15 protein-coding genes and 1 riboswitch are annotated in these 16,118 nt (G+C 73.9%); of the genes, 4 read left to right on the forward strand and 11 right to left on the reverse strand.

Annotation, left to right across the window (positions count from 1 at the left end; all coding sequences use genetic code 11):
• Window positions 1-10 precede the first annotated feature (10 nt).
• From AB0G50_RS22175 to AB0G50_RS22185, 3 genes are read left to right on the forward strand one after another with little or no spacing between them, the layout of a single operon-like run.
• Window positions 11-1,189 (forward strand): sugar efflux transporter, encoded by a 1,179-nt coding sequence (locus AB0G50_RS22175; protein ID WP_360111662.1) that lies wholly within the window; start codon window positions 11-13, stop codon window positions 1,187-1,189.
• Window positions 1,190-1,203: 14 nt separating this feature from the next.
• Window positions 1,204-1,770, forward strand: a complete 567-nt coding sequence (locus AB0G50_RS22180) for a hypothetical protein (RefSeq protein ID WP_360111664.1) — start codon at window positions 1,204-1,206, stop codon at window positions 1,768-1,770.
• A 60-nt stretch (window positions 1,771-1,830) separates the two neighbouring features.
• Window positions 1,831-2,487: a hypothetical protein gene (locus tag AB0G50_RS22185; protein ID WP_360111666.1), complete on the forward strand. Its 657-nt coding sequence runs from the start codon at window positions 1,831-1,833 to the stop codon at window positions 2,485-2,487.
• Here the strand turns inward: AB0G50_RS22185 and AB0G50_RS22190 are convergent.
• Genes AB0G50_RS22190 through AB0G50_RS22215 form a run of 6 tightly spaced genes read right to left on the reverse strand, consistent with a single transcriptional unit; the run spans window position 2,424 to window position 8,454 of the window.
• Window positions 2,424-3,248, reverse strand: coding sequence for an ECF transporter S component (locus AB0G50_RS22190; RefSeq protein WP_360111668.1), 825 nt, complete (start codon window positions 3,246-3,248; stop codon window positions 2,424-2,426). The two genes, AB0G50_RS22185 and AB0G50_RS22190, sit on opposite strands and share 64 nt — an antisense overlap.
• The gene (locus AB0G50_RS22195; protein WP_360111670.1) at window positions 3,245-4,828 is read right to left on the reverse strand and encodes an ATP-binding cassette domain-containing protein; all 1,584 of its coding nucleotides are present in this window, start codon (window positions 4,826-4,828) and stop codon (window positions 3,245-3,247) included. Before AB0G50_RS22195 ends, AB0G50_RS22190 begins: the two co-directional genes overlap by 4 nt.
• Window positions 4,825-5,886 carry an energy-coupling factor transporter transmembrane protein EcfT gene (locus AB0G50_RS22200; protein WP_360111672.1) on the reverse strand — a complete coding sequence of 354 codons (1,062 nt, stop codon included), beginning with the start codon at window positions 5,884-5,886 and terminating at the stop codon, window positions 4,825-4,827. The genes AB0G50_RS22195 and AB0G50_RS22200 overlap by 4 nt, the downstream gene beginning before the upstream one ends.
• Complete coding sequence (locus AB0G50_RS22205; RefSeq protein ID WP_360111674.1) at window positions 5,883-6,713, reverse strand: hypothetical protein; 831 nt, start codon at window positions 6,711-6,713, stop codon at window positions 5,883-5,885. The genes AB0G50_RS22200 and AB0G50_RS22205 overlap by 4 nt, the downstream gene beginning before the upstream one ends.
• Entirely contained in the window at window positions 6,710-7,144 is a 435-nt protein-coding gene (locus AB0G50_RS22210) for a hypothetical protein (protein WP_360111675.1), read from the reverse strand. The genes AB0G50_RS22205 and AB0G50_RS22210 overlap by 4 nt, the downstream gene beginning before the upstream one ends.
• Entirely contained in the window at window positions 7,141-8,454 is a 1,314-nt protein-coding gene (locus AB0G50_RS22215) for a prenyltransferase/squalene oxidase repeat-containing protein (RefSeq protein WP_360111677.1), read from the reverse strand. Before AB0G50_RS22215 ends, AB0G50_RS22210 begins: the two co-directional genes overlap by 4 nt.
• A gap of 84 nt (window positions 8,455-8,538) precedes the next feature.
• Window positions 8,539-8,677: riboswitch (cobalamin riboswitch) on the reverse strand.
• A 75-nt stretch (window positions 8,678-8,752) separates the two neighbouring features.
• Here AB0G50_RS22215 and AB0G50_RS22220 point away from each other — a divergent pair.
• Window positions 8,753-10,012, forward strand: a complete 1,260-nt coding sequence (locus AB0G50_RS22220; protein WP_360111679.1) for a cytochrome P450 — start codon at window positions 8,753-8,755, stop codon at window positions 10,010-10,012.
• Between the two features lie 9 nt (window positions 10,013-10,021).
• On the opposite strand, the gene AB0G50_RS22225 is transcribed toward AB0G50_RS22220, so the two are convergent.
• The 5 genes from AB0G50_RS22225 to AB0G50_RS22245 form a co-directional block, all read right to left on the reverse strand.
• Window positions 10,022-10,906 (reverse strand): cobalamin-binding protein, encoded by an 885-nt coding sequence (locus tag AB0G50_RS22225; RefSeq protein WP_360111681.1) that lies wholly within the window; start codon window positions 10,904-10,906, stop codon window positions 10,022-10,024.
• 37 nt (window positions 10,907-10,943) lie between these two features.
• Complete coding sequence (locus AB0G50_RS22230; RefSeq protein WP_360111683.1) at window positions 10,944-12,098, reverse strand: 4-hydroxybenzoate 3-monooxygenase; 1,155 nt, start codon at window positions 12,096-12,098, stop codon at window positions 10,944-10,946.
• A gap of 49 nt (window positions 12,099-12,147) precedes the next feature.
• Window positions 12,148-12,894 (reverse strand): IclR family transcriptional regulator, encoded by a 747-nt coding sequence (locus AB0G50_RS22235; protein WP_360111685.1) that lies wholly within the window; start codon window positions 12,892-12,894, stop codon window positions 12,148-12,150.
• Window positions 12,895-12,967: 73 nt separating this feature from the next.
• Window positions 12,968-13,786: a siderophore-interacting protein gene (locus tag AB0G50_RS22240; RefSeq protein WP_360111687.1), complete on the reverse strand. Its 819-nt coding sequence runs from the start codon at window positions 13,784-13,786 to the stop codon at window positions 12,968-12,970.
• A gap of 22 nt (window positions 13,787-13,808) precedes the next feature.
• Complete coding sequence (locus AB0G50_RS22245; protein WP_360111689.1) at window positions 13,809-16,070, reverse strand: excinuclease ABC subunit UvrA; 2,262 nt, start codon at window positions 16,068-16,070, stop codon at window positions 13,809-13,811.
• Window positions 16,071-16,118: the final 48 nt, after the last annotated feature.

Raw genomic sequence — 16,118 nt, forward strand, 5'->3', positions numbered from 1 at the left:
GGCGGCGAGGATGCCCGGTGTGGCCGTAGCGACCGAAACACCCGCACCCGCCCGTTCCCGGTCCTTCGTCCCGTTGCTGTCGGTGGGGCTGCTCACCGGGGTCGGGTACGCGCTCGCCGGACCGTTCCTGTCGTTGTTCCTGATCAAGGAGTTGGACAGCGGCCCGGTCGAGGTGGGCGCGTTCCTGCTGACCTCCTCGCTCGCCGCGCTGGTGGCGAGCACCCTCATCGGCCGCTGGTCGGACCGGCGGGCCGTGCGCCGGGCGCTGCTCGTGGGCGCGTCGGTGGTCGGCGCGGTGGGGTTCGTGCTGTTCGCCGTGCTGCGGAACTACTGGGCGCTGCTCGGCGTGCAGCTGACCCTGTTCGCGGTGGCGTCCTGCCTGATGCCGCAGATGTTCGCCTACGGGCGGCAGTTGCTGGCCGGCTCACCCCGCGCGCCGCTCGCGACCAGCACGTTGCGGGTGATGATGTCGGTCGCCTGGGTGGGCGGCCCGCCGGTGGCGGCGCTGCTGATCGCGGGGACCGGGTTCAACGGGTTGTTCCTGGTCAGCGCCGGGGTGTACCTGGTGGGCGCGGTGCTGGCGTTCGCGTTCCTGCCGGAGCTGGGGCTGCCGACGACCGCGGCCGCGCCGGTCGCCGACGTGCGCGGTGCGCGGACCGAGTTGCTGCTGGCCGCGGCGGCGTTCGTGCTGTTGCAGGGCGCGACCGGCGTGACGGTGACCGCCATGCCGCTGTTCGTGACCGACGAGTTGGGCGGCACCACCGGTGACGCGGGCCTGATCCTCGGGTTGTGCGCGTTCCTGGAGATCCCGCTGATGCTCGGGTTCGGGTGGCTCGCGATGCGGATCGACCTGCGCCGGCTGGTGCTGGCGGGCGGCGCGGTCGCGTTGGCCTACCACGGGGTCGTGCTGCTCGCGACCACGTCGTGGCAGGTGGCGGCGGCGCAGGCGCTGCACGCGGTGGTCATCTCGGCGGTGATGGGCGTGGGCATCTCCTACTTCCAGGACCTCGCGCCGGACCGGCCGGGGTACGCGACGACGGTGTTCACCAACACGAACAAGGTCAGCCTGATGCTGGCCGGACCGCTGGTGGGCGTGGCCCAGCACTTCGGCTACCGCAGCGCGTTCGCCATCGGACTGGTCCTGTCGGCGGCGGGTCTCGTGCTGCTGTTCGCCGCCCGCCGGCGGTGACTACCGTGGCACGCGTGGATCTCCTGGCGCGACAGGACGCGGTGCAGGCCCGGGCCGACGAGGTGGTGGCGGACCTCGACCTGATGTCCGCGCTGGCGGAACTGGGCGACCCGGTCCGCACCGGCAGTTCGGCGTTGGGGCTGATGTACCAGCGGGACATCGACATCACCGTGGCGTGCGCCTCGCTCGACCTGGCCGCGGTGACGGCGCTGGGCGCGCGACTGGCGCGGCACCCGCGCGTGGGCTCGGTCCGGTTCCGCAACGACGCGGGCAGTTGGAACCAGGAGCCGGAGGCGTACCCCGACGGCCTGTACCTCGGCCCGCACTACCGCGACGCGGACGGCGAGACGTGGACGCTGGACCTCTGGTTCGTCGACGACCCGTCGCGCCAGCCGGACCTGACCCACGTCCGCACCCTGCCGCCCCGGCTGACCCCGGAGACCCGGCTGGCCATCCTGGAGCTGAAGCAGGCTTGGACGGGACGGCCGGGGTACAGCAGCTTCGGCATCTACACGGCGGTGCTGGACCACGGCGTCCGCACGGTGGCGGACTACGAGACCTTCCGCACGTCCCCGCACTAGTACGGGGTTCGGCCCAGTCGCCGTTGGTACTTGTGTCCCACACGTGAGGGGGCGGCGCGCATGGCCGATCGATGGCGGACGATCAACGGCAACCGGGTCCTGATCAAGGGCGGTGGTGGCAAGGGCGGCCCGGTGGCACTGGCGTGCGTGGTCGCGCTGGGTGCGGCCGGCGCGGGTGGTGCCGGTGTCGTGGGCGCGGGCGGCGGCGCGGCCGGGGGTGGCGGCAGCGTGTCGGCGCGCAAGGTCGAGGCGCGCAAGGCCGCCAAGGGCGGTGACGCCGAGGGCGCGTGGCGGCGGCTCGGGATGCGGGAGTCGAAGAAATCGGCGCGGCAGCAGGCCGAGTGCCTGGCGGTCACCTTCGGCGAGGTGCGGGAGTTCTTCCTGGAGCACCGGTGCGCCTCGGTCGACCGGGTCCTGTTCGCGGTCGGCGACGGGGAGAACGCGGCGATCGTGTCCGTGGCCTGGGTCGGGCTCGCCGACCGCGGTGACGCCGTCGAGTTCCGGTCGCTGGTGGACCGGCACGGCTCGGGTGACGTCGCGCCGCTGGGCGGGCCGCTGCTCGGGTACGCGGACATCGCGTTCGGCGGCCTGAACTACGGGTCCGAGCGGGACGGCGCGCGGGTCACCGTGGCCGAGGCCGAAACGGTGGTCGGTCACGTGGACCCGGAGGTGTTGGACGCGGTGGCGGAGGTGGCGGCGCTGTTGCCGCCGCTGTGAAAGGCCGCCTTGCGGGCCGCGCGGCGCAGGGTGCGCAGGAGGACCGGGGCGGTGAGGGTGACCAGGACGACCGTGGTGATCGCGCGGCCGAGGTCCCAGCCCAGGGAGGTGGCCAGGCTGAACCCCACCAGGCGGACCAGGTTGTCGGTCAGGGGAGCACCGGGGACGTAGGAGAGGGTCGTGCTGCCGGCGCTCAGCGCGAACGGCCAGAACGACAGGTTCAGCAGCAGGCCGTACACCAGGGACGAGACCGCGCTGTACGCCGCCAGCAGCACGAGCTCCGCCCTGCCCCGCACCGGCGGCAGCAGGCCCGCGCCCAGGGCCACCCACGCCGCGCCCAGCATCTGGTAGGGCAGCCACGGGCCCACGCCCCCGGTCAGCAGGGCCGAGGTGAACAGCATCGTGTTGCCCAGCACGAAGCCGAACCCCGGTCCGAACACCCGGCCGCCCAGCACCAGCACGAAGAACACCGTCTCGATGCCCGCCGTGCCCGCGCCCAGCGGTCGGATCGCCGCGCCCAGCGCCGACAGCACGCCCAGCGCCGCCACCGCCTTCGAGTCCATCCCGCCCTCGCCGAGCTCCGCCAGCACCACGGCCAGCACCAGCGGCAGGAGCAGGGCGAACGTCCACGGCGCGTCGGCACCGTGCGCGACACCGGCGTCCGGCGACACGATCAGCGGCCACCCGAACGCCGCCACGCTCAGCACCGCCGCCACCACCAGGGCGACCGCGGCCCGGGGCCGCACCACCACCGCCGTCACGCCAGCGCCTCCCGCACCGCGTCCACGGTCAACCACGGCGCGGGCGCGAGCACCTTCGCCACCTGCGGCGAGAACACCGGCGACGCGGTGATCACCTCGGCGGTCGGCCCGTCGGCCACCACCTCGCCGTCGGCCACCACGACCACCCGGGTCGCGTACTCGGCCACGAACTCCACGTCGTGCGTCGCCAGCACCACGGCGTGCGCGTCGAGGTCCCGCAGCACCGCCGCGAGCCGCGACTTGGCCGGGTAGTCCAAGCCGCGCGTCGGCTCGTCCAGCAGCACCACGCGCGGCCTCGGGGTCAGCGCGATCGCCAGCACCAGCGCCAACCGCTGCCCCTCGGAGAGGTCGCGGGGATGCCGGTCGGCGGGCACGCCGGGCGCGAGCGAGTCCAGCAACGCCCGGCAGGCGCCGGGTTCGCGACCCGACTCCCGGTCCGCCTGCGCGCACTCCAACCCGACCTCGTGCAGGTACAGCAGGTCCGACGGCTGCTGCGGCACCAGCCCGATCGCGGACCGCCTGGCCACCGGTTTCCGCGACGCCGGGTCGACGCCGTCCACCGCGACCACGCCGCCGGACCGCTTCCCGGTGCCCTGCACCGCCCACAGCAGCGAGGACTTGCCCGACCCGTTGCGGCCCATCAGCGCGACCCGCTCGCCCGCGCCGACCACCAGGTCGACCCCGCGCACCGCCTCGACCTCGGCGTACCGGACCCGCACGCCGGTCGCCGTCAGCACGGGCGCGGTCGGCGCGACGACCGGCGCCGGGGGAGCGGGCAGCCGGTCCCGCAACGGCGCGGCGAGCCGGCGGGCGTCCCGGATCGACACCGGCACGGGCTCCCAGCCCGCGAGTTGTCCCAGGCGCACCACCGGCGGCGCGACCGGCGCGGCGGCGAGCACCCGGCCCGGGTCGCCCGCCGTCACCACGCCGTCGTGCAGCCACACGACCCGGTCCGCGTACTGCGCCACCCGCTCCAGCCGGTGCTCCGCGATCACCACGGTCATGCCCAGGTCGTGCACCAGCCGGTGCAGCGCCGCCAGCACGTCCTCCGCCGCGCCGGGGTCCAGCGCGGACGTCGGCTCGTCCAGCACCAGCACGCGCGGGTGCGCCGTCAGCGCCGCGCCCACCGCCACCCGCTGCTGCTGCCCGCCGGAGAGCCGCGCCACCGGCCGGTCGCGCAGGTCGGCCAACCCCAGCAGGTCCAGCGTCTCCTCGACCCGCTTGCGCATCACCGGGTTCGGCAGCGCGAGCGATTCCATCGAGTAGGCCAGCTCCTCCTCCACCGAGTCCGTGACGAAGCCGGCGAGCGGGTCCTGCCCGACGAACCCGACCACGTCGGCCAGTTCGCGCGGCGGGTGGGTCGCGGTGTCCCGGCCGTCGACCAGCACGCGCCCGGTCAGCGTGCCGCCGGTGAAGTGCGGCACCAGGCCGTTCACCGCGCGCAGCAACGTCGTCTTACCGGACCCGGTGCGTCCCACGACCAGGCACAGCTCGCCCTCGGGCACGTGCAGGTCGACCCCGCGCAGGGTCGGCTCCGCCGCGTCGGCGTAGGTGACGGAAACGTCCTCGAACCGGATCATGTCCTCTTCCGATCGGCGATGAGCACCGGCGCGAGCGCGACGAGCAGGCCCAGCGCGGGCAGCAGCGGCAACCCGGGCGCCACCAGCGGGACGGTGCTCGGCGACAGGTCCGCGCCACCGAGGTCGGCCGGCGCGAGGAACGTCGCCAGTGCCGCCACCAGCCCGGAACCCACCACCAGCGCCTCGCGCGCGCCCCAGCCGTCGGGGCGGTACCGGGTGCGCCGCACCCGCCGCGACCCCGTCCACAACCCGGCGACCGCGAGCACGGACCCGGCCGCGAGCATCGGCGCGCCCACGACCGGCGGCGCGCTGCCGTCCAGCAGCCCGTACGCGCCGACGCACAACCCCATCAGGCCGCCGATCACCAGCACACCGGTCAGCACCCTGGTCGACCTCGGCACGCCCGCGGTCCGGCCGTACCCGCGCGAGTCCATCGCCGCCGCCAGCACCAGCGACCGCTCGAACGCGTCCTCCAGCACCGGCACCATCAGCACCCGCACCGCCCGGACCCCGCGCACCGCGTCACCCCGCAGCGCCCGCGCCCGCCGCACCGCGCCGGCGCTCGCGACCAGCTGCGGCGCCACCGTCAACCCGACCACCACCGCCACGCTCACCTCGTACAGCGCGGCCGGCAGCGACCGCAGCAGCCGCTTGGCGTTGGCCAGCGCGTTCGCCGCGCCGACGCAGCACAGCAGGGTGGCGAGCTGAAGTCCTTGGCACAGCGCGAAAACCAGGCCCTCGGCGGTGACCGGGCCGCCCAGCCGGATGCCCGCGGCCCAGTCCGGCAGCGGCACGCGGGGCAGCACGAACAGCGTCGTCGCGCCCTCCATGCCGCCCAGCAGCACATGGAACACCACCCGGATCGCGATCACCACCAGCCCGAACCGCAGGAAAACCCCGTAGGCGCTCGCCCACGGGGTGTCCTGGCGGCACAGCACGGCGACGAACCCGGCCACCGCGATCACCAGGCCGAGCAGCACCGGGTTCGTGGTGCGCGAGGCGACGGCCGCCAGTGCCACCGCCCACAGCCACCACGCGCCGGGGTGCAGCCTGCTCACCCGGCCGCCTTGCGCCGCCGTGCGACCAGGAACGCGACGCCGCCCAGCACCGCGATCACCGCCAGGCCGACCACCAGCCCGACGGGGCTGCCCCGGGTCGCGGTCGGCTCGACCGCCACCGAGGTGGCCGACGGACCGGCCGCGCTCGAGGACACCGAGGACTCCGACGCTGCGGACGACCCCGAGGACTGGGCCGACGCGGAGGTCGACGACAGCGCGACCGACGAGCCCGTCGTGGTGACCGCGGTGGTGGTCGTGGTCGCCGCGGGTTGGCCGGGTTGACCCGGTTGTGCGGGTTGACCCGGTTGACCCGGTGCGGTGAGCGCCGGTTGACCCGGCTGCTGCGGGGTGGGTTTCGGCTGTGTGGGCTGCGGAGCGGGCTGGGTCGGACGCGGGGGAGCGGGCGGCGCGATGCCGGGTTGCTCGCCCGAGCCGAACGCCCAGCCCTCGACCGAGCCCGCCGGCGGGTCGTACGAGCCCGCGCCCAGGTCGCTGTAGCTCCAGGAGCCGCCGGGCGGTGCGTGCCAGTACGACCAGTACGCCGTCGCCGGTGAGGCGTTGACGCACGGGTCGGCCGCGGGCTTGGCGTTGATCCGGCACACGAAACCCGGCTGGCGGGAGGCGAACGTGTAGCCGAAGCCCGCCGCCTGCATGGCGGCCAACCCGGTCGCCGGGTCGCCCGCCGCGCACCCCGTCTGCACGCCGCCGCCCAGCGACCGGTAGTCCACCACCACCGTCACCCCGGAGCAGTCGGCCGCGTGCGCCGCCGGGGCGGTCGGCCCCAGCAGCGCGCCGACGACCAGTGCGAGCCCTAACGCCCGTCTCACGGAGCCGTCGACGGGGCCTGGCCCGAGCCGAACGCCCACCCTTCGACACTGCCGGGAGCGGGGTCGTACCCGGCCGCGCCGGACGTGCTGTAGGTCCACGTGCCGCCGGGCTGGGCGTGCCAGTAGGACCAGTACGCGGTGGCCGGGGCGCCGTTGCACGGGTTGGGCAGCGCGTTGATCCGGCACACGAAACCGGGCTGCCGCGGCACGAACGCGTAGCTGAAGCCCGCGCCGGTCAACGCGGTCAGCCCGCTGGTGGGGTTGCCCGGCGCGCACTGGGTGGACACGCCGCCGCCCAGCGCGCCGTTGTCGACCACCACCGTGACACCGGACGTGCCGGCGCACGCGGCGGCCCGCGCGGCGGGGGAGACCGCCACCTGCAACCCGACCGCGGCCAGCACCGCGGTCACCACCGACAGGGTCTTCCTCATCGCCTGCGCTCCTTAGCCGTCGTGAACCTCTTGCGGGCCAACACCGTCGTGAGCACGCCCGCGAGCAGCAGCAGCGTCCCGAGCCACAGCGCGGGCGCGACGTCCACGCCGGTGTAGGCGAGGGTGCTGCCGGTGCCGCCGTACACCACCGGTGCCACCTCGTCCGTGGTGGTGGTCGTGGTGTCCTCCGCCGACGTCGTCGTGGGGTCGGTGGTGGTCGTGCCCGGATCCGCGGTCGTCGTGGCAGTGGTGGTGGACGTGGGTGTCGTCGTGGACGTGGTGGTCTGGCAGTCCGGCGCCGGCGCGGGTCCGGCGTCGCCCTCGGGGGACAGGTCGGCGAAGTTCACGCCCACCAGGCCGGTGATCGCCTGCGGGGTCGCGCGCACCGCGCCGGCCGGGGTGAACGCGGTCGCGTCGTAGGGGATCGCGCCCCGCCGGTCGGCCTCGCCCGAGCACCCGACCTGCAACCCGGTCAGGTACTCCCCGGCCTTGGTCGCGGCGTCGGACCGGCCACCCGCGCGCAACGCCTGCGCGGCCAGGCCGGTGCTGTTCGCGTTCACCGTCCCGGTGGGCGGCGTGCCGGAGAACCCGCCGTCGGCGGTCTGCTTCGCCACCAACCAGTCCAGGGCCTTGGTCGCGGCCTCGGTCCGGCCGGCCTTGAGCAGCGCCTGCACGACCATGCCGGTCGAGTCGACGTCGGACTTGCACTCGGCGAGGCCCGGGTAGAGCGGGAAACCGCCGTCCGGGCACGCGGAGCCGGCGAGGAAGTCGACCGCCTTCGCGGGCGCGCCGCCCGCCCCGGTCAGCACGAGCACCGCGAACGCCTGGCCGAAGTTGTTGGACGTGTCCTCGTAGTCGGACTTGTCCCGGTACCGACCGGTGCCCGGGTCCAGCAGCGCGCCCAGCCGGGTGATCAGGTCGACGCCGCCGAACGCCCTGGGGTCCTTGCCCTGCGCCTGCGCGGCGAGCGCCAGCTTCGCGATCGGGGCCGGGTACTCGCCACCCTCGCCGTCGGTGACGTACCCCTCGATCACGTCGGGCTTCGCCAGCCACGCGATCATCTTGTCCGAGTTGTCCCGGGCGACACCGGCCGCGTCGAACGCGAACAGCGCGTCGATGGTGAGACCCTGGTCGTCGAAGCCGTCGCGCTGGAGGCGTTCGCCGTCGAGCAGTTGGCGGGCGAGCCACCCGGCGGCGGCCTTCTCGGGGGAGGTGGTGGTCGGCGTCCGGGCCGAGGCGTGGCTGGCGGGCACGGCGACGAGCGTCGCGAGAGCCGCGGCCAGGACGGCGGCGGTCCGTCTGAACGACATGGTCGACCTTTCCGGGTGCGGGCACGACCGAACCCGGACAGCACGAGGCCGCCGCCGGGCTCCGTGCCGTGGTCCTCGACGGCGTTGTGGAGCGCTGCGCGCGGCGGGTGTTCGGGCTCGTCCCAGCGGGACCTACCGTTGCGGGTCAGCGCCGGATTCCCACCGGCTTCCCCCGTCCACGCGCGATTGCCGATCATTTGTCACCCGGGTTGTCGTGTCAATCCGCCTGTAGCGCGATGCTGCTCACCCTGGTGGAGGGCTACCGTCGATCAACGAAAATGGACAAGTGAGGTGTCGGATGACGACTCTCGCCTCGGTGCGCGACGGTCTGGTGGCCTGGGTCGCACGGCGATCGGTCACCAGGTGGGTCATGGGTCGCATCGGTTCGCGAGCCCTGTCGCTGCTCCCGGACGCGGCGTTGGTGCCCTTGCGCCGGGACGGCGTCGAGCCCGCCGCGGCGATGGAGCGGCTGCGGCTGACCGGTCCGGTGCACCGCCTGCCGGTGCCGTTCGGGGTGCGGGTGTGGCTCGTGACGGGGCGGCCGGAGGCCAAGGCGGTGCTCGCGGACACCGACGCCTTCAGCAACGACTACGCCCGGCTCGGCGCGGCGGTCGGCCGGATCGAGCAGGCGCCCGGCGGCCTCGGGTTCGCCGACCCGCCCGACCACACCCGGCTGCGCAAGCTGCTGACGCCGGAGTTCACCATGCGGCGGCTGTCGCGGCTGGTGCCGCGGATCGACCAGATCGTGACCGAGCGGCTCGACGCCATGGAGGCCGCCGACGGGCCGGTCGACCTGGTCGCGGAGTTCGCGCTGCCGATCCCGTCGCTGACCATCTGCGAGCTGCTGGGTGTGCCGTACGCGGACCGGGCGCGGTTCCAGGAGTTGGCGGCGGCGCGGTTCGACCTGTTCGGCGGTGCGACGTCGGCGCTGGGCGCGATCTCCGAGTCGCTGGAGTACATGCGCGAGATCGTGCGGCGGGAACGGCTCGACCCGGGCGACGGGTTGATCGGCATGATCATCCGCGAGCACGGCGACGCGGTCGGCGACGAGGAGCTGGCCGGGCTCGCCGACGGCGTGCTGACCGGCGGGTTCGACACCACGGCGAGCATGCTGGCGCTGGGCGCGGTCGTGCTGATGGGCGACCCGGCGGCGCGCGCGGCGATGAAGGACGACGACGCCGCGGTCGGCCCGCTGGTCGAGGAGCTGCTGCGGCACCTGAGCGTGGTGCAGGTGGCGTTCCCGCGGTTCGCCCGGCACGACCTGGAGATCGCGGGCACCGGGATCAAGGAGGGCGACGTCGTCGTGGTGTCGCTCAGCGCGGCCGACCGCGCCGAGGCCGCCGCGTTCGACCCGACCCGACCGCCGTCGGCGCACCTGGCGTTCGGCCACGGCGCGCACCGGTGCGTCGGCGCCGAACTGGCCCGCATGGAACTCCGCGCCGCCTACCCCGCCCTGCTCCGCCGCTTCCCGAACCTCCGCCTCACCGACGACCGGCCGACCTTCCGCACCGCCTCGATCGTGCACGGCGTCGACCGGCTCCTGGTGCACACCGACTGACGGCCGGGTCTAGCCGGTGCGCACCCGCCGGGCCTCGGCGCGGGTGACCGGCGTCGGCGGCCGCACGCCGTGCAGGACGTGGGCCAGGACTTCGGCTCCCCGAACCACGCGTGGCCCCGGCCGGTTGTAGTAGGAGGGTCCGTCCAGGATCCAGACCTCCGCGTCCGCGGTCGACAGCGGCAGCACGGCGAGTTCGGCCTCGGTGCGCTCCGGCGGGAAGCCGCACGGCAGCAGCAGCACGACGTCGGGCCGGGCCGCCACGACCGCGTCCCACCCGATCGGGGAGGTGTGCTCGCCGGCCGAGGCCAGCAGCGGCTCGCCGCCCGCGCACGCGATCTGCTCCGGCACCCAGTGGCCCGCGGGCCACACCGGGTCCAGCCACTCGATCGCGGCCACCCGGGGCCGGGGTCGGTCCGCGACCGACGCGCGCACTGCGGCCAACCGCGACCGCAGCGCCGCCTCCTCGCGTTCCGCCACGTCCGGCACCCCCAGCGCCGCGCCCACCTCGCGCAGGCAGCCGAGCACCTCGTCCAGCGTCCGCGGCTCCAGCGACAGCACGCGCGGCCCGACGTCCATCACCCGCACCGCCTCCGACACCCGCCGGTAGGACAGCGCGCACACCTCGCACAGGTCCTGCGTCAGCACGAGGTCCGGTCGCGCGGCGGCGACCAGGTCGCCGTCGAGCCCGTACAGCGACGACCCGCGGTGCACCGCCGAGTCGATCTCCCGACTGGTCATCCGGTCGTGGTCGACCGACGAGGAGGTCACCACCGGCACGTCCGCCACCGACTCCGGCCAGTCGCACTCGTGCGTCCGCCCGACCAGCGAGTCCGCGAACCCCAGCACGGCCACCAGGTCGGTCGCGGCGGGCAGCAGGGACACGATGCGCGTCATGCACCGCACCCTAGGCCGCCGCGACCCGGCGCCGGACCTAGTGCGGCAGGCCCACGTAGTTCTCCGCGAGGCTGGTCGCCGCCGCCGCGGACGAGCACACGTACTCCAGCTGGGACAGCTGGAGCGGCCGGTCGAGCGGGTCGGGGGAGGTGTGCAGCATCGCGGTCATCCACCACGCGAAGTGCGTGCTCCGCCAGACCCGGCGCAGGGCGCGCTCCTCGTAGCCGTCGAGCAGGTCCGTGCGGCCGGAGGCGAAGAACTCGGCCAGCGCGGGCGCCAGCACCGCCACGTCGGCCACCGCGAGGTTCAGCCCCTTCGCGCCCGTCGGCGGCACGATGTGCGCCGCGTCGCCCACCAGGAACAGGGCGCCGTGGCGCATCGGGGTGCTCACGAAGCTGCGCATCGGCGTGATGCCCTTGTCCAGCACCGGACCGGCGCGCAGTTCCCACCCCGGCAGGCCCAGCCGGGTGGCGAGCGCGGACCAGACGCGGTCGTCGGGCCAGTCCTCGATCCGCTCGCCCGGGTCGACCTGGAGGTAGAGCCTGCTCCGGGTGGTCGACCGCATGCTGTGCAGGGCGAACCCGTCCGGGTGCCACGCGTAGATCAGCTCGTCGGTGGACGGCGGCACGTCGGCGAGGATCCCCAGCCACGCGTACGGGTAGTCCCGTTCCCAGGTGGTCCGCAGCGGCGCGGGGATCGACTCGCGGGAGACGCCGTGGAACCCGTCCGCGCCCACCACGATCGAGCAGGTGATCCGGCGCGGTGTGCCGGAGGAGTCCACGAACGACACCGACGGCGTCGGCCCGGTGACGTCGTGCACGGCGGTGTCGGACACCGAGAAGTGCACCTCCTCCTCGCGGGCCGCGAGCAGTTCCTTGACCACCTCGGTCTGGCCGTGGATCCACACCGACCGGCCGGTGAGCGCGCGGAAGTCGATCCGGCGCCGTTCGCCGGGCCACTGGAGGTGCACGCCGTCGTGCCGCAACCCGTCGGCGCGCAGCCGGGTGCCCACGCCCGCCTCCACGAGCAGGTCCGCGGTGCCCTGCTCCAGCACCCCGGCCCGGATCCGGGCCTCCACGTGGGCGCGGGAGCGGTTCTCCACGACGATCGAGTCCACGCCGCGCAGCGAGAGCAGGCGGGAGAGGAGCAGTCCGGCGGGGCCGGCGCCGATGATGGCGACCTGGGTGCGCATGACCCGAGCGAAGCCCGGATCCCACCCGGGCAGAAGGCCTGGTGTCCACTCAGTGGAAGGCGCGGCCGATCCCGCCCGCCGCGACCCGCAGCGACGCCACGTGCCGGACCGGGTCCCGGCGCAGTCCGGTCACCAGTCCCAGCGCGGCCACCACGGCGCCCTCGGCGTCGAACACCGGCACCGCGACCGAGCAGGTGCCCAGCGACATCTCCTGCACGGTCCGGGAGTAGCCGCGCCCGCGCACCCCGGCGAGGTCCCGGGCGAGTCGACCGGGTTCCACGATCGTGTGAGCAGTCACGCGCTCTGCGGAATTGATGACTTCAGTGCGGACCGACTCCGGCGCCCAGGCCAGCAGCACCTTGCCGACACCGGTCGCGTGCAACGGCAACCGCCCGCCGGGACGGCTCACCACGGGCACCGACGCGCGCCCGTGCAGCCGCTCGACGTACAGCGCGGCGGTGCCGTCGCGCACGGCCAGGTGGACGTTCTCCCTGGTCGCCTCGTACAGGTCCTGGAGGAAGGGCAGGGCGACCTCGCGCAGCCCGCCCTGCACCCTGGCCAGCAGTCCCAGCTCCCACAGCTTGCGGCCCACCACCAGCCGCCGGTCGGGAAGCCGTTCCAGCACCCGGTGGTCGACCAGGTCGGCGGTCATCCGGTGCACCGTCGTGGCGGCCAACCCGGTCCGGCGCACGAGTTCGGCCTGGGTCACCCCGTCGCGCCGCCCCTCGAACGCCCCGAGCAGGTCGATCACCCCGTCCAGCACGCCGCGGCCGGGTCGCGAGGTCCGTCCGGCCATGACCGCCCCCTGATCTTCCCAGTGGTGTCTATTCCTTCAGTGTTGACCGAATATCAACACTTTCGAGAACACCTCACCAATCCAACCGCTCCTGGGCCTCCGCGAGGTCCTCCGGCGTCGGCGCGTCGTCCTGGGTCAGCGCGCGCCGCCAGTACCCGGCGAACTCGACCTGCCGCTTGGGCAGTCCGCGCTCGTCCACCAGGTGCCGGCGCAGCGCGCGGACGGTCGCCGACTCGCCCGCCACCCAGGCCGCGCCCGCGCCCTCGGGCAGCAGGGCCGCGCGCACCGCGTCGAGCAGGAGCCCGCCGACGCCGGGGGTCGGCCGGTGGACCCACCGCGTGGTGAGCGCGGCGGGGGAGGACAGCGGCAGCTCCTCGCCGGCGTCGCGCACCTCGGCGAAGACGAACGCGGGCACGTCGGCGGGCAGGGTTTCCAGGATCGAGGCGATGGCGGGCAGCGCGGTCTCGTCGCCCGCGAACAGGTGCCAGTCGCCCCGGGGCAGCGGCCGGGCGTAGACCTTGGACGGGCCGTAGCGGCCGATCACGTCGCCCGGTCGGGCGGCGCGGGCCCAGTCGCTCGCCGGGCCGCGGTCGTGCAGCACGAAGTCGACGTCGAGCCGGTGGGTGTCGGCGTGGTGGGCGCGCACGGTGAAGCTGCGCAGCCACGGCCGTTCGTCGTCGGGCAGCGACTGGTAGGCCTCGTACCAGGCCATGCCCCACCGGTCGCCGATCTCGGTCGGCAGGTCGGGCACGGGGTGGCCGGCGCGCGGGAACAGCAGTTTGAGCTGCTGGTCCGGCCAGGTGGGGAAGTCGTCGAGCCCGGGCCCGGTGAAGGTGATCCGGGTGAGGTGCGGGGTGAGCGCGTGGACCTGGTGGACGTGCAGGAGTGGCACGGTGACCTTCCGGGTGTGGTGGCTAGCGGCCCACGTAGGCGCGCAGGTGCCGGGCGGTGAGGGTGTCGGCCGTGGTCACGAGGTCGGTGGGGCTGCCGGTGAACACCACGCGACCGCCGTCGTGGCCGGCGCCGGGTCCGAGGTCCACGATCCAGTCGGCGTGCGCCATCACGGCCTGGTGGTGCTCGATGACGATGACCGTGTTGCCGGCGTCGACCAGGCGGTCGAGCAGGGCCAGCAGCTGGTCGACGTCGGCGAGGTGCAGGCCGGTGGTGGGTTCGTCCAGGACGTAGGTGCCGGCCTTCTCTGCCATGTGGATGGCGAGCTTGAGCCGTTGGCGCTCGCCGCCGGACAGGGTGGTGAGGGGCTGGCCGAGGCCGAGGTAGCCCAGGCCGACGTCGACCAGGCGGCCGAGGATGGCGGCGGCCTGCTTCTCGGTGAAGAACTCGCGGGCCTCGGCCACGGGCATGGCGAGCACCTGGCTGATGTCGCGGCCGCGCAGGGTGTGGGTGAGCACCTCGGCGGTGAACCGCTTGCCCTCGCACTCCTCGCACACGGTGGCGACGCCGGCCATCATCGCGAGGTCGGTGTAGACGAGGCCGATGCCCTTGCACTGGGGGCAGGCGCCCTCGGAGTTGGCGCTGAACAGGGCGGCCTTGACGCCGTTGGCCTTGGCGAAGGCGGTGCGGATGGGGTCGAGCAGGCCGGTGTAGGTGGCGGGGTTGGAGCGGCGCGAGCCGCGGATGGGCGACTGGTCGACCAGGACGACGTCGGGTCGGCCCGCGAGGGAGCCCTTGATGAGGGAGGACTTGCCGGAGCCCGCGACGCCGGTGACGACGGTGAGCACGCCGAGCGGGAGGTCGACGGAGACGTCGCGCAGGTTGTGGAGGGTGGCGCCGGTGATGGGGAGTTGGCCGGTGGGGGTGCGGACGGTGGGTTTGAGGGCGGCGCGGTGGTCGAGGTGGCGGCCGGTGAGGGTGTCGGAGGCGCGCAGGTCGGCGACGGAGCCGGTGAAGCAGACGTGGCCGCCGCCGGTGCCCGCGCCGGGTCCGAGGTCCACGACGTGGTCGGCGATCTCGATGGTTTCGGGCTTGTGCTCCACGACGAGCACGGTGTTGCCCTTGTCCCGGAGTCGGCGCAGGAGGTCGTTCATCCGGGCGATGTCGTGGGGGTGCAGGCCGACGGTGGGTTCGTCGAAGACGTAGGTGACGTCGGTGAGGGCGGAGCCGAGGTGGCGGACCATCTTGACCCGCTGGGCCTCGCCGCCGGACAGGGTGCCGGACTGGCGGTCGAGGCTGAGGTAGCCCAGTCCGATGTCGACCAGGGAGCGGAGCAGTTCGCGCAGGGTGGTGAGCAGGGGCGCGACGGCGGGGTCGGCGATGGTGTCGACCCACCGGGCGAGGTCGCTGATCTGCATGGCGGAGCACTCGGCGATGGAGGTGCCGCCGATGGTGGAGGACAGCGCGGCCTTGTTGAGCCGGGCGCCGCCGCAGGAGGGGCAGGTGGTGAAGGTGACGGCGCGGTCCACGAAGGCGCGGACGTGCGGCTGCATGGACTCGCGGTCCTTGGCGAGCATCAGCCGGGTGACCTTGACGATCAGGCCCTCGTAGGTGACGTTGTTCCTGCCGATCTTGACCTTGGTGGACTCGCGGTGCAGGAACGCGTCCCACTGCTCGTCGGTGAAGTCGGCGAGTTTCCTGTCCGGCGGGAAGAAGCCGGACTGGATGTAGGTCTGGACGTACCAGTTGTCGACGGTGAACCCGGGCACCGTGATGGCGCCCTCCTCCAGGGACCTGGTGCGGTCCACGAGCTGGTCGACGTCGATGGTGGAGACGCGGCCGAGGCCTTCGCACTCGGGGCACATGCCCTCGGGGAGGTTGAAGCTGAACGCGCCGGAGGTGCCGACGTGGGGGGTGCCGAGGCGGCTGAAGACGATGCGCAGCATGGTGTGCGCGTCGGTGGCGGTGCCGACGGTGGAGCGCGAGTTGGCGCCCATCCGCTCCTGGTCCACGACGATGGCGGCGCTCAGGCCGCGCAGGGAGTCGACGTCGGGTCGGCCGAGGCTCGGCATGAAGGACTGGATGAACGCGGTGTAGGTCTCGTTGATCAGGCGCTGCGACTCGGCGGCGATGGTGCCGAACACGAGTGAGGACTTGCCGGAACCGGAGACGCCGGTGAACACGGTGAGCCGGCGTTTGGGCACGTCCACCGAGACGTCGTTGAGGTTGTTCGCGCGGGCGCCGCGCACCTCGATCATGTCGTGGCTGTCGGCGATGTCGCCCATGCCTGCTTCCCCCTGGTTTGTTTATGCCGTAAAGTATCGGTCGCGCAC

This window comes from Actinosynnema sp. NPDC020468, from assembly GCF_040642015.1.
Classification (GTDB): Bacteria; Actinomycetota; Actinomycetes; order Mycobacteriales; family Pseudonocardiaceae; genus Actinosynnema.